This is a genomic window from Actinomadura latina NBRC 106108, assembly GCF_001552195.1.
GTDB lineage: Bacteria > Actinomycetota > Actinomycetes > Streptosporangiales > Streptosporangiaceae > Spirillospora > Spirillospora latina.
This window is the reverse complement of the sequence record NZ_BCQS01000018.1, coordinates 255711-268219: the sequence shown is the minus strand read 5'-3', so window position 1 is coordinate 268219 and position 12509 is coordinate 255711. Positions and strand designations below refer to the sequence as shown.

The following is a 12509-nucleotide window of genomic DNA, read 5'->3' as shown; positions in this document are numbered from 1 at the left end:
ATCGCCCGCTGGCCAGGGCCTTCCACAGATCCGGGGCTGGACAGACTCGGTTTCGAGACTTACCGTCGATGGTATATATCATCAACCGTATGTTCGAGATCGAGATGGAGCCTGAGGTCGTCACGTGGCTGGACACGCTGACGTTCGCCCAGTATCAGCGCGTCATGCGCAACGTGGACGACTACCTGGTCGACCGAGGTGACATGCTCGATGGAGACCACACCAAGGCACTACGCGACGGCGTCCGCGAGCTGCGCTTCCACCTGGAGGACACGGCCTGGCGAATCACGTACTGGTTACCGACCGGGCCTGGCCGCTTGGTCGTGTTACTGACGGTGTTCCAGAAGGTTCGCAACGACGCGCAACAACGGGACGTGGAGCGAGCAGTGAACGCACGACGGGTCTGCGAGACGTCCCACACAGGACCAGCAGACCATGTCTACGAGAGGAGCGAGTAATGGCCGGGCACACCAGGTGGAAGCTTGACCGCGAGCGGCGGCTGCGCGAGGGAGCACCCAGCCACCCCGAGTACGACCTTGCCGGCCTTGACCTCCGGCTCGGCGACATGATCCGCGAGCGCCGCAGGGAACTGGGGCTCACCCAGGTAGAGGTAGCCGAACTCGCAGGCATCACACAGCCCGCACTGTCGCGCATCGAGGGCGGTGGAGGTGTGCCGACCCTGGCAATGCTGGACCGGATCGCCAAGGCAATGCACACCACGTTCACCATCACCGTTGGCGACCACGCAGCAGCGTGACCCAACCACCTCAGGACGCTCCGAGTCGGCCCGGTGTCGCAGAGCCAAGCCAACTCACAGCAACGGTGACAGCAACAGCGGCAACCGACCCCAACCATCGGCACACCTCACCCACGGTCCAACCTTGGCCGACCCTCGCCCGTCAGGGGCGTTGCTATACCGGCTCTGCTCGTCGACTGAGCCCAGCAGCACTGGGCAAGGCAACGCGGACGACGCGCAGGCGTCGGGAAAGCCCGAGGTCAGCCGTACTCGAACTGGTTGACGTGGCGGTATTCGAGTGGATCTCTGGATTCCCATGCCTTCTTGCGCTTGACCACAAATGGCCATGCCAGAGTTGACGCTCAATTCGGACCTCTTGGACACATCGACGGATTCCTCGGGCAGCGGAAAGGTAGCGCTGCGTGGTGACGCTTCTGACCAGCCAAAAGGCCCCGAGACGGCAGTCTCGGGGCCTACTTTTGTGACAGCAACGCACCAGCGAACGACCGTCCGCCAGCCCAGGGGTGCAGCAGATTGCCCACGAGGAATGGCGCGACGCCCCGCGGTGAGTCCCGCGAGGTCGACCGGTTGCCTACCTGCCGGCGCGCTCGGCTGTCGCGAATCGCTGGGAGCGGCGGTTTCGTGCGGGACGGCGGTTACGCCCGGCTCCGCCGTCACGCCGTCCTTCGGAGGCCGGGGCGGAGATGGTGATGGGGATGCCGGACGGCGGTCGGGCACCGGTAATGCGATTGAGTTCGGGATCACCGGACCGCACCCGCGCAGAGTGCGGCGTGATGCCGGCCGTCACCATCATCCGGTCCATCTCATGGCGCTGCCTGGGCAGCACCAGGGTGACCACGGTGCCGGACTCGCCCGCGCGTGCGGTGCGGCCGCCTCGGTGCAGGTAGTCCTTGTGGTCGTTGGGCGGGTCGACGTTGACGACCAGATCCAGTCCATCGACATGGATGCCGCGTGCGGCCACGTTCGTGGCGACCAGGACGGAGACGTCTCCGTTGCGGAACTGCTCCAGAGTACGGTTGCGCTGCGGCTGCGACTTGCCCCCGTGCAGTGCCGCAGCGCGTACGCCGCTGCTCAGGAGGTTGCGGGTCAGCCGGTCAGCGGCATGCTTCATGTCGACGAACATGATGACGCGGCCGTCGCGGGCGGCGATGTGCGTGGTGGCATCCTGCTTGTCCGCCTCCGTGACGTGCAGCAGGTGGTGCTCCATGGTGGTCACCGCTCCCGCCGACGGATCGACCGAGTGGACGACCGGGTCGGTGAGGAAGCGCCGGACCAGACGGTCGACATTGCGATCCAGCGTCGCGGAGAACAGCATCCGCTGACCGCCCGGGGCGACCTGGTCGAGCAACACGGTGACCTGCGGCAGGAAACCCATGTCGGCCATCTGGTCCGCCTCGTCCAAGACGGTGGTGCGTACGTCCTCCAGGCTGCAGGCGCCCCGGTTGATCAGGTCCTTGAGCCGTCCCGGGGTGGCGACCAGGATCTCCGCGCCGCGATGGAGGGCGGCGGCCTGCCGGGAGATCGATACGCCGCCGACAACGGTGGCCGACCGAAGCTTGAGCGACTGGGCGTAGGGCATGAGGGCGTCGGTGACCTGCACGGCCAGTTCCCGGGTCGGGACGAGTACCAGGGCCAGCGGCTTACGCGGCTCGGCGCGCCGACCGGCGCTACGGGCGAGCATCGCCAGGCCGAAGGCGAGGGTCTTTCCCGAGCCGGTACGTCCACGGCCGAGGACATCGCGGCCGTTCAACGCGTCCGGAAGCGTCGAGGCCTGGATGGCGAACGGCTCCGCCATCCCCAGTCGAGTCAATGTGGACAGCAGGGCCGCCGGCATTTCCAACTCGGCGAACGACGCGGCCGGGGGCAGCGGCGGCGTGGAACTGACGGGAAGCGCGAAGTCGTTCTGCCGCCGGGCGGCCGGTTGGCGGGCGGCCGGTTGGCGCGAGGCCCTGGTAGGCGAGTGAGAGAAGCGACGTTGAGACGGACGGGTGCCATGGGTCATGTGCAAGCCTTCCCTGAAGTGGCACGTTTCGAGGAAGACTCCGCAGCCCGTGGCCGGAGCGATCGCAAGAACGAACCAAAGTGAACCGCGAAGCAACGTCGAAGCCGAAAAGGGCGTCGCGTGATACCGCGGAAGGCGGCTGAAGGACGGGCTCTGGGCTGAGCGGTGTGCAGCCGAGAACCCGCAGCCGAGTACTTGGGGGAGCCGTACGGCGGAACGCCGTAGAAGGGCTACACCCCTGAAGGATCAGACGCGGGCATCGACAGGAAGATCGTTTCCTGTCGGCAGGCGGGGTGCCGGGCTCAGGTGTGAGCCCGGCACCGCACTGTTCGGTTCTCAGGCGGGAACGATGTTCTCCGCTTGCAGGCCCTTCTGGCCCTGCGTGATGTCGAACTGGACCTTCTGGCCCTCCTGGAGCTCACGGAAGCCCTGAGCGGCGATGTTGGAGTAGTGGGCGAAGACGTCGCTGCCGCCGCCGTCCTGCTCGATGAAGCCGAAGCCCTTTTCCGCGTTGAACCACTTCACAGTGCCGATGGTCATACTCGTCCCTTCCGAAAGGCAATTACGGAGCCCACACTCTGCGAGCCACGCGTCGCCGTAATGACCCCATCCGGACGGACTACCGGGGAAACAAAAAAGCGCCTGAGGTGAGTACCAGCAGGCGCACATAAGCTCATGGGAACCACAACTGCAACTACCGCCACACTACCACCGGTGGGTGGATCAGACAACATGCCGGGCAGTGTCCGGCCGACGTGCTCCGCCGGCTCGCCGTCCGATCGGAGCCAGATGACCAGTTTGCGCGATCTTCTCGATGGTGTTTGTGGATGTTCGGCGAGGGGTGCGGCGTCTACGCTGAGGGCATGTCGGACGGTGGGGGGCGGCCTGCTCGCGTCGAGGATGTGCATGAGCTTGCGCTCGCCATGCCGCATGTGACTATTTATCCCGGTACCGAGGACAAGCCGGTCTACCAGGTGGGTGGGAAGTCGTTCGTCTTCTTCCGGAATCCGCGGCCGGATGCGGTCGATCCCGAGAGCGGGGAGCGGTATCCGGATGTGATCGTGTTCTGGGTCGCGTCCGAAGGGGACAAGCAGGCGCTGGTCCAGGACGAGGCGTCGCCGTTCTTCACCACGGCGCATTTCAACGGACACAAGTCGGTGCTGCTGCGGGCCAGTCGTCTCGGTGAGCTCAGCCGCGATGAGCTGGCGGAGATCGTCCAGGACGCGTGGTTGTCGCGCGCGTCCGCCCGGCGCGCGGCATTGTGGCTGGACGCTCATCCCCCGGCGTGATCCGCGCTCCGCGGTGTGTGCCCGATGGACCACAGGCCGCAGGTCCGTGTATGGGTGGACGAATGCGATCTGACGGGGGCGGGGACGCCGCACGGCTGCGGCATGTCTACTGGATCGGTGGCGGCAGCGGCGCGGGGAAGTCGACCATTGCGCGGCGCATCGCGTCCCGGCATGGCTTGCGCGTGTATTCGACGGACGAGGCGATGCCGGACCACGCCGGGCGCGGCGCGCCGGAAGACGCGCCGTACCTGAGCAGGTTCAAGGCCATGAGCATGGACGAGCGCTGGGTCGAACGGTCTCCGGTGACGATGTTGAAGACCTTCCACTGGTTCCGGGGCGAGGGCTTCGGCGCGATCGTCGAAGATCTGCTGCGGTTGCCGGCCGATACCGGTGTGGTCGCCGAGGGCTTCCGGTTGCTGCCTCACCTCGTCAAGCCGCTGCTCGCCGACCCCGGCCATGCGGTCTGGCTCCTGCCGACGCCCGAGTTCCGGCAGGCCGCGTTCGACGGTCGCGGATGGGAGATTCCGGGCAAGACCAGCGACCCTGAACTGGCCCGGCACAACCTGCTCGAACGCGATCGGATGTTCACCGACCGCCTCTCCGAGGAAGCCGGGCGTCTCGGACTGACCGTCATCGAGATCGACACCATGATGGACGAGGACGAGTCGTTCAGGCAGGTGGCGCGGGCACTCGGGCTCTGAGCCGGGACGGGACGTCCCACGCCCGGTATACGCACCGGTGTGGGGGGAGAATGCCGTGCATGACTCACACTGTGAATCTGGCCGGTGGTACTGCTCTGCCGTTGATCGGTTTCGGAACGTGGGAGCTGCGGCCCAAGACGACGTACGAGGCGGTGCGCGCGGCGCTTGACATCGGTTACCGGCATATCGACACCGCGACGCTGTACAGGAACGAGGCGGACGTCGGCAAAGCCGTGAGGGACAGCGGCGTGGAGCGGGAGCAGGTCTTCATCACCACCAAGCTGCGCCCGAAGGACGCGGGGAACGCCCGTCGCACGCTGGAGTCGAGTCTTCGCCTGCTCGACACCGGATACGTGGATCTCTGGTTGATTCACTGGCCGACCGGCGAGGACGAGCTCGTCCCGACGTGGCAGGAGCTGTTGTCCGCCAAGGACGCGGGACTGGCCCGCAATGTCGGGGTCAGCAACTACAGCCCGGCGCAGATCGACCTGCTGACCGAGGCCACAGGTCAGCAACCGGCGGTCAATCAGATCCCGTGGAGCCCGGCGGAGCACGATCCGGCCTTGCTGGACGAGCATCGCCGCCGGGGCATCGTGGTCGAGGGCTACAGCGGGCTGAAGAACACCGACCTGCGCAATCCGGTCATCACCGAGATCGCTGAGCGGCACGGGGTGACGCCGGCCCAGGCCGTCCTGCGCTGGCATCTGGAGCACGACATCGTGATCCTCCCCAGGTCGTCGCGCCGGGAGCATATCGCCGCCAACTTCGACCTGGATGGTTTCGAGCTCACGAAGGACGACGTCGCCGGAATCGACACCCTCGGGGAGGCCGGCTGACCGCAGGCGAATGGGAAGTAGCCTTGGCCGGTGTTCTCGGCTCAAGGTCCTTCACTGCGTGAACTGGCGGTTCAAGCGCTCTCATCTGTCGAGCGCGGTTACGACCTGCTCGCTCCGAAATTCGACCAGACGCCGTTCCGCACCCCCGACGGCATTCTCGACGCGACCGTTGAGGCCCTGCGTCCACTCGGGCCGTTCGGCGAAGGGCTGGACGTGTGCTGCGGGACCGGCGCCGGCATGCGGACGCTCGGACCCCTGTGCCAGGGACGTATCACGGGCGTCGACTTCAGCACTGGCATGCTCGCCCAGGCACGCGGCGCGCACCCGGACGCCGAATGGGTGCGCGCCGACGTCCGGGCCCTGCCCTTCGCCGAGGACTTCGACCTCGCGGTCACCTTCGGGGCGCTCGGACACCTGCTGCCCGCCGAACGGCCGGCGCTCTTCGCCGGGGTGCACCGCGCGCTGCGGCCCGGCGGCCTCTTCGCCTTCCCGATCGGCGCACCGCCGCCCATCGAATCGGCCTGGTATTGGGCACTGCTCGGATTCGACGCGGCCATGCGGGTCCGGAATGCCGTGTGGCGTCCCCCGTTCGTCATGTACTACCGCACCTGCCCGCTGGGCGCGGTCCGCGACGACCTGACGGGAGCCGGATTCGCCGTGACGACAACTCCGCTGACGGCACTGGGCCGACGCAAGGACGGCAGCCCGCGCTACCGACTCGTCCTAGCCCGCAAATCCGGCACGCTCGACTGATATTCCGCGGCCTCACGTGGCGTACTCCGGTGACGTGGCCCCGATGGGTGGCATGAGGCCGGGCTTTCCTGATGGCTGCGGTCGCGCTGGGGTTAGGGTCGGGCGTGGTTACTTTTCGGGTTGATGAGGTTGCGCCGGCCGAGGACCTGCTGCCTGCTCGGGGTGTCGGGGAGTTGTTCTCGGACGCGTTGGTGTTCGGTGGTGATCCGGGGCTTCCCGTGCTGGAGAACGACGGGGTGCAACCGCTGCTCAGCGCGGTGGGGCGGGCGTTCGCCGGGCATCGGCCGCTGGTGCTGTCGCCGGACGCGGTGTGGCTGACCATTATGCAGGGGCTGGCCCAGCATGTGCGGTTGAACGTCGAGGAACTGCGGCCGCGGCTGGTCGGTCATGCCGGGAAGAAGCGGCTTTCTGTTGTCGTCGATGGGGCCATGCCCACGGACGCCGAGTCCTGGCAGGGCGTTGTGGAGCAGTTCGGGAAACTGCTCCTGGCTGAGATCGATTCCGATGTGGCGTTCGAGTGCGACTTCTCCACAAGTACCCGGGTGGAGCAGATGGCCGGACGAGTGGTGCTCCTGGACGTCTACTCACCGTATTTCGCGCTGTGGGTGACGTGTGTCTGCGGCATCCCGTCCATCACCTTGACCGGCACGGTCGAGGACTGGCAGAAGATCCGGGAGCGGGTGGACGCGATCGCCGCGTTCGGGCTGGAGACGTGGTGCCGGTCGCTGAGGCCCATCGCCGACCAGTTCGTCCGGGCGGCGGCCGGTGAGGTGGACGTTGCCTTCTGGCAGCGCATCTACAACCCGGTCGACGCTTACGGCAGTGAGGTGATCACCGGGTGGGCGGCGCGGTTCTACCCGTATCTGAGCGACGGGAGCGAGGCCAGGCAGCCGAACCCGCTGCTGGAACTGCCGATCGACGAGCCGCGGGGCGTCCCTGCCACGGATGGCCTCTATCGCGGGCCGGGCGTCCGGAGTGACGCTGTGCCGGCAACCCTGTCGCGGGTGATCGTCAACGTCAACGACCAGGTCAGTGGGAAGAACCGGGCCGTGGCCCTGCACGCGGGGCTCGTGGGCGTCTCGCAGGACGACGACGGCGCGCTCCGGCCGGTCGCCGGCTGGTCCCTCGCGCCTGCGGCGGCCGAGATCGAGGACGTCGTCGACCGGATCGTGCGCGAGCATGACACCGGCCCGGCAGAGGATCAGCGCGGGTTCTACGTGCCCGCCGAACTTGTGGCGCTCTATCGGCGTATCGGATGGGCGACGCTGTTCGGCGGCGCGTGGCGCTTGCTTCCCCCTGACGGCCATCGGCGGGTATGGCGTGAAGAAGATCGCTGCTCCATCGAGACGATCATTGATCTCGCCGACGGCAGGAGCGTCGCGGCCGCCCTGGACGTCGCCGCGGAGACCGCCCACTGGATCGTCTGCCGCGTCGAGGAGGCCGCCGCTCCCCCGGGGTTCCGGCTGGTGGACGATCCCGCCGACGTCCCGGTGTACGGCACGTCGCTCGCCATGCTGCTCGACGCCGCCCTCGACTCCGGTGGCGACATCTCTCATCTGGAGATCGGCCGCCTCGACCGGCTGGACGACACCATCCGGCGGCCCGGCTCTCGGTGAGGGCCGGGCCGTAGGTGGGTGGGTCAGGTGCAGGCCTTCAGGATCGTGGTGGCCACCGCGTCCGGTTGGGAGGCGGCCAGGGCGTGGGAGGCGCCGGGGATCTCCTCGGTGCCCCGCGAGGAGGCGCGGTCGGCCATGAAGTGCATCAGGGCGGCCGGGATGTTGCGGTCCTCGGCGCCGAAGACGAACCAGGACGGGATGGTGCGCCAGGCCGGCTCGTCCACCGAGAGGCCCTCGGTCAGGGCGCGTTCCGTCACCGGGCGCTGGGTCGCGGCCATCAGGGCGGCCTCGCCGGCGTCGAGGTCGGCGCAGAACTGGGCGTGGAACTTGTCCGGGGTGATCCGGAGTTCGTTGCCGCCGCCGGTGAGCGGGTAGCCGTCCAGCGCGGCGCCGAGCGTGCTGCCTTCGAACTTCTCGGACAGCTGGAACGCGGTCTCGCCGGGTGCGGGCGCGAAGCCCGCGACGTAGACGAGGGACTGGACGGCCGGGTTGCCGGCCGCCGCCTCGGTGATGACCATGCCTCCGTAGGAGTGCGCGGCCAGCACGACCGGACGGCCGAGGCCGGCGATCACGTCGCGGACGTAGGCGCCGTCGCCGGGGACGCCGCGCAGCGGGTTGCCGGCCGCGACGGCGTCGTACCCGCGGTCGTTCAGGCGCTGGATGACGCGGTTCCAGCTCGCCGACTCCGCGAAGGCGCCGTGGACGAGGACGATGACGGGACGGTCGGTGCTCATGGGTTCACCTTTCCGAGAACGGTCTTGAGGACGTCGATGGCCTGGGCGATGGCGGCCCGCGCGGCGCGGGTGTCGCTGACGGTGTTCAGCATCATGAAGTCGTGCAGGATGCCGTTGTAGCGGACGCTGGTGGTCGGGACGCCGGCCTCGGTGAGGCGGCGGGCGTAGGCCTCGCCCTCGTCGCGCAGCACGTCGTTCTCATCGACGATGACGAAGGCGGGCGGGAGTCCGCGCAGGTCGTCGAGGGTGGCGCGCAGCGGTGAGGCGGTGACCTCGGTCCGCTGGACGGGGTCGGGGCTGTAGGCGTCCCAGAACCACGCCATGGCCTTGGCGGTCAGGTACGGGCCGTCGGCGAACTCGCGGTAGCTGCCGGTGTCCTGCCCGGCGTCCGTCACCGGGTAGTACAGCGACTGGTGGACGAACCGGACGTCGCCGCGCCGCTTGGCCATGATCGTCAGTGCGGCGGTCATGTCGCCGCCGACCGAGTCGCCCGCGACCGCCAGCCGGGACGCGTCCAGGCCCTCGCCCGCCCCGTGCCCGGTGATCCACTGGGCGGCGGCGTACGCCTGCTCGATGGCGACCGGGTAGCGGGCCTCGGGCGAGCGGTCGTACTCCACGAAGACGATCGCGGCGTTGGCTCCCACGGCCAGTTCGCGGACGAGGCGGTCGTGGGTGCCCGCGTTGCCCAGCACCCAGCCGCCGCCGTGCACGTACAGCACCACGGGCAGCACACCAGACGTCCCGGCGGGCTTGACGATCCGCACCCGCACGTCGCCGGCCTCGGCGGGCACGGTGATCCACTTCTCGTCCACCGCGGGCATCGGCACCGGCGCGGCCTGCAGGTCGTCCAGGACCCCGCGGGCCGCGCCCGTGACCAGCTCGTAGATGAACGGCGGCTTGGACGTCGCCTCGGCGAAGTCCCTCGCGGCCGGTTCCAGAATGTGGTTGCTCATGCCGACCACTGTCGCGGGGCGGACGCCGGCTGGAACCAGGGTGGGACACCGGCCGCGTCCCTGGGCGGGCGCGACCAGGGATCAGGCCCGGCCCGTGGTGGGCGTACGCTGGAGCTGCCTGCGCGAGGTGATGCCGAGCTTGCCGAAGGTCTTGCGCAGGTGCCATTCGACGGTGCGCGGACTGATGAAGAGTCGCGCCCCGATCTCGGGGTTGGTCAGGCCCTCCCGGACGAGCCGGACGATCTGCGCCTCCTGCGGGGTCAGCTCGCTGGTGGTCTCGACGGTGCGTTTGCGGACCTGCTCGCCGGTGGCGCGCAGCTCGGTCGCGGCCCGTCCCGCGAAGGCCTCCATGCCCATCGCGGTGAACGACTCGTGGGCGATCCGCAGCTGTTCCCGGGCGGCCCGCCGGCGGCGGCGCCGCCGCAGCCACTCCCCGTACAGGAGATGGGCCCGGCCCAGTTCACCGGGGACGCCGGCGCGTCCCAGCCGGTCGATCGCCTCACGGTAGTGGTCCTCGGCGGCGGTGTCCTCGCTCATGAGCGCCTGGGAACGGGCGTGGACGCCCAGCGCCCAGTCCGTGCCGGCGGGGACGGTCGCCTCGCCGAGGTGCCGGAGGGCGACGGCGGCGTCCTCGAACCGGCCGCTGCGGGTGGCCGCCTCGACGTACTCGACCAGCGCCCACGGCCCGGTGCCGACGGCGGCCGGGCGGTCCTCGCCGGCCTCGGGAACGGCGTCCAGCGCGTCCCGGTAGCGGCCGAGGCCGTTGCACAGCAGGGCCTTCGCCCATGCGGCGACGGTGAGGGCGTTGCCCTCGCCGCGGCGCCGCGCCTCCGCCGTGACGGTCTTCATCAGCTCGGCGAACCCGGCGTCCCGGCCCTGCCACGCGGCGACCAGGAGGCCGCCGTAGGGCGGGACGGGTATCCCGATCGCCTCCGACACCGTCGCGACCTCCTCGACCAGCGAGGCGGCGACGGCCAGTTCGCCGGCGAACACGTCCACGGCGACGTGCTGGGTCAGCGCGAAGGGGAGCGCGGCCGTCTGGCCGGACTCCCGGGCGAGCCGGACGTGCCGGGCCGCGAGCACCGACCAGGTCTCGTGGTCCCACAGCGTGGCCGCGGTCACGCCGGCCAGCCAGAGCCAGCGCAGGCCGTCCTCCTCGGACAGGTCCGGGCCGCGGAAGACGCTCAGCGCGGGTTCCAGCACCGGCATCCCGGCGGCGAGGCCCTCGCTGATCCGCACCGCCATGCCGTCGAGGAGGAGGTCGGCCGGACGCGGGGCGCCCGGGGGCGGCGGCGCCGACCGAGCGGCTTCAGCCGTCTCCAGCTGCCCGGCGCCGTCGGCCAGCGGGCCTGCGAACAGTGCCGCGCTGATCGCCTCGAGGTAGGTGTCGCGCGCGAGCGGCACGTCGTGCGGCATGAGCCGCCCGGCCGCCTTGAGCAGCAGGCGGGGCGCGTCGCGGCCCCGGTCGACGGCGAACGCGACCTCGGCGCGCAGCAGGTCGACCTCGCCGCGCAGCCGCCGGCCGAGCGGCCTGACCTCGGCGACCGACAGCAGCCGCAGGGCGGCGTCGGGCGAGCCCGCCTGGTGCGTCGCCCACGCGGCGGACAGGGCCCTCTCCTGCCGCCGGGCGGGATCGGGCGTCAGCTCCACCGCCCGCGTCAGGAACGCCGCCGCCGCGGCCAGCCCGCCGCGTGCCCGCGCCCGTCCCGCCGAGCGTTCGAGTTCCGCCGCGACGTCCTCGTCCGGGGTCTGCGCGCCCTGCGCCGCGTGCCAGGCGCGGCGGTCGGGGTCGGCCCGCGCGTCGGTGACCTCCGCCAGGACGTGGTGGACGCCGCGGCGGTCGGCCGGCGACGCGGCCCAGTACACGGCGGAGCGGACCAGCGGATGGTGGAACCGCACCCGGTCGCCGATCTCCACCAGCCCGGCCGAGACGGCCGGCGTCGCCGCCTCGATGCCGATGCCGAGCCGGTCGGCCGCCCGCCACAGCAGCACCGGCTCGCCGCCCGGTTCCGCCGCGGCGGCGAGCAGCAGCCGCCGCGTCGCCGGCGGCAGCCCCGCCACGCGCCGCTCGTAGATCTCCTGGATGCGGCCCGCGAGGGCGCCGGCGCTCGGCACGCCGAACCCGCTCGCGAGTTCGGCGTGCGTCGACTCCTTCGGCAACTCCAGCAGGGCGAGGGGGTTGCCGTGCGCCTCCGCGACGACGCGTTCGAGGACGCGCTCGTCCCACGGGCCGGGGACGACGGAGCGCAGCAGCGCCCGCGCCTCGTCGTCGGGCAGTCCGGCGACCGCCAGCTCCGGCAGCCCGGTCAGCTCGTTCGCCTCGTCCGGCTCCCGGACCGCGAAGACGATCGCGACCGATTCGGCCTGCAGGCGGCGGGCGGCGAACGCCAGCGCCTGCACCGAGGTCCGGTCGATCCAGTGCGCGTCGTCCACCACGCAGGCCAGCGGTTGTTCGCGGGCGGCGTCGGCGAGCAGGCCGAGGACGGCGAGGCCCACGAGGAACCGGTCGGGGGCGCGGCCGGCGCTCTGCCCCAGCGCGGCGCGCAGCGCCTCGCACTGCGGGTCGGGGAGGCGCCGGAACCGGTCCGACATCGGCGCGCAGAGCTGGTGGAGGCCCGCGAAGGCGAGCTCCATCTCCGACTGCACCCCGGTGATGCGCACGACCCGGAAACCCGGCGCCCGGTCGACCAGGTACTCCAGCAGCGCCGTCTTCCCCACGCCCGTCTCGCCGCGGATCGCCAGGGACCGGCTCTCCCCGCTCCGGACCGCTTCCAGCAGCCCGTCCAGCTCGGCGCACTCGGCGCGTCGGCCTCGTAACACGGTCACCACCGCCACTCGGTCAGCCGGCCGCCGGGCACCTGACGACCG

The 12509-nt window shown here is 70.3% G+C and carries 12 protein-coding genes; 7 read left to right on the top strand and 5 right to left on the bottom strand.

Going from position 1 to position 12509, the window contains the following annotated elements:
• The first annotated feature begins 89 nt into the window (after window positions 1-89).
• The gene (locus AL2_RS23915) at window positions 90-458 is read left to right on the top strand and encodes a type II toxin-antitoxin system RelE/ParE family toxin (protein ID WP_083946842.1); all 369 of its coding nucleotides are present in this window, start codon (window positions 90-92) and stop codon (window positions 456-458) included.
• A complete protein-coding gene (locus tag AL2_RS39370) occupies window positions 458-757 on the top strand; it encodes a helix-turn-helix domain-containing protein (RefSeq protein WP_067637088.1) in 300 nt (99 codons plus the stop codon). The genes AL2_RS23915 and AL2_RS39370 overlap by 1 nt, the downstream gene beginning before the upstream one ends.
• A 571-nt stretch (window positions 758-1328) precedes the next feature.
• Here AL2_RS39370 and AL2_RS23905 read toward each other — a convergent pair.
• Complete coding sequence (locus AL2_RS23905) at window positions 1329-2759, bottom strand: DEAD/DEAH box helicase (RefSeq protein WP_067637086.1); 1431 nt, start codon at window positions 2757-2759, stop codon at window positions 1329-1331.
• Window positions 2760-3095: 336 nt separating this feature from the next.
• Entirely contained in the window at window positions 3096-3299 is a 204-nt protein-coding gene (locus AL2_RS23900; protein ID WP_067637084.1) for a cold-shock protein, read from the bottom strand.
• A gap of 287 nt (window positions 3300-3586) precedes the next feature.
• Here AL2_RS23900 and AL2_RS23895 point away from each other — a divergent pair, with 287 nt between their 5' ends.
• From AL2_RS23895 to AL2_RS23875, 5 genes are all read left to right on the top strand, one after another.
• Window positions 3587-4048, top strand: coding sequence for an MmcQ/YjbR family DNA-binding protein (locus AL2_RS23895; RefSeq protein WP_218003699.1), 462 nt, complete (start codon window positions 3587-3589; stop codon window positions 4046-4048).
• A gap of 50 nt (window positions 4049-4098) precedes the next feature.
• A complete protein-coding gene (locus AL2_RS23890) occupies window positions 4099-4749 on the top strand; it encodes a hypothetical protein (protein ID WP_210748627.1) in 651 nt (216 codons plus the stop codon).
• A gap of 59 nt (window positions 4750-4808) precedes the next feature.
• Window positions 4809-5585 carry an aldo/keto reductase gene (locus AL2_RS23885; protein ID WP_210748628.1) on the top strand — a complete coding sequence of 259 codons (777 nt, stop codon included), beginning with the start codon at window positions 4809-4811 and terminating at the stop codon, window positions 5583-5585.
• A 30-nt stretch (window positions 5586-5615) separates the two neighbouring features.
• Window positions 5616-6338 (top strand): class I SAM-dependent methyltransferase, encoded by a 723-nt coding sequence (locus tag AL2_RS23880; protein WP_067637077.1) that lies wholly within the window; start codon window positions 5616-5618, stop codon window positions 6336-6338.
• A gap of 71 nt (window positions 6339-6409) precedes the next feature.
• Window positions 6410-7954, top strand: a complete 1545-nt coding sequence (locus AL2_RS23875) for a DUF4419 domain-containing protein (RefSeq protein ID WP_067637074.1) — start codon at window positions 6410-6412, stop codon at window positions 7952-7954.
• A gap of 23 nt (window positions 7955-7977) precedes the next feature.
• Here the strand turns inward: AL2_RS23875 and AL2_RS23870 are convergent, their stop codons facing one another.
• From AL2_RS23870 to AL2_RS23860, 3 genes are all read right to left on the bottom strand, one after another.
• Window positions 7978-8688 carry an alpha/beta fold hydrolase gene (locus AL2_RS23870; protein ID WP_067637072.1) on the bottom strand — a complete coding sequence of 237 codons (711 nt, stop codon included), beginning with the start codon at window positions 8686-8688 and terminating at the stop codon, window positions 7978-7980.
• A complete protein-coding gene (locus AL2_RS23865; protein ID WP_067637070.1) occupies window positions 8685-9641 on the bottom strand; it encodes an alpha/beta hydrolase in 957 nt (318 codons plus the stop codon). The genes AL2_RS23870 and AL2_RS23865 overlap by 4 nt, the downstream gene beginning before the upstream one ends.
• A gap of 81 nt (window positions 9642-9722) precedes the next feature.
• Complete coding sequence (locus tag AL2_RS23860) at window positions 9723-12467, bottom strand: ATP-binding protein (protein ID WP_210748629.1); 2745 nt, start codon at window positions 12465-12467, stop codon at window positions 9723-9725.
• Window positions 12468-12509: the final 42 nt, after the last annotated feature.

What these genes read in the sequence shown, in the direction of transcription:
- AL2_RS23915 (WP_083946842.1), top strand. Translation starts at nt 90, where the DNA reads ATGTTCGAGATCGAGATGGAGCCTGAGGTCGTCACGTGGCTGGACACG.
- AL2_RS39370 (WP_067637088.1), top strand. Translation starts at nt 458, where the DNA reads ATGGCCGGGCACACCAGGTGGAAGCTTGACCGCGAGCGGCGGCTGCGC.
- AL2_RS23905 (WP_067637086.1), bottom strand. Translation starts at nt 2,759, where the DNA reads ATGACCCATGGCACCCGTCCGTCTCAACGTCGCTTCTCTCACTCGCCT.
- AL2_RS23900 (WP_067637084.1), bottom strand. Translation starts at nt 3,299, where the DNA reads ATGACCATCGGCACTGTGAAGTGGTTCAACGCGGAAAAGGGCTTCGGC.
- AL2_RS23895 (WP_218003699.1), top strand. Translation starts at nt 3,587, where the DNA reads ATGTTCGGCGAGGGGTGCGGCGTCTACGCTGAGGGCATGTCGGACGGT.
- AL2_RS23890 (WP_210748627.1), top strand. Translation starts at nt 4,099, where the DNA reads ATGGGTGGACGAATGCGATCTGACGGGGGCGGGGACGCCGCACGGCTG.
- AL2_RS23885 (WP_210748628.1), top strand. Translation starts at nt 4,809, where the DNA reads ATGACTCACACTGTGAATCTGGCCGGTGGTACTGCTCTGCCGTTGATC.
- AL2_RS23875 (WP_067637074.1), top strand. Translation starts at nt 6,410, where the DNA reads ATGGCTGCGGTCGCGCTGGGGTTAGGGTCGGGCGTGGTTACTTTTCGG.
- AL2_RS23870 (WP_067637072.1), bottom strand. Translation starts at nt 8,688, where the DNA reads ATGAGCACCGACCGTCCCGTCATCGTCCTCGTCCACGGCGCCTTCGCG.
- AL2_RS23865 (WP_067637070.1), bottom strand. Translation starts at nt 9,641, where the DNA reads ATGAGCAACCACATTCTGGAACCGGCCGCGAGGGACTTCGCCGAGGCG.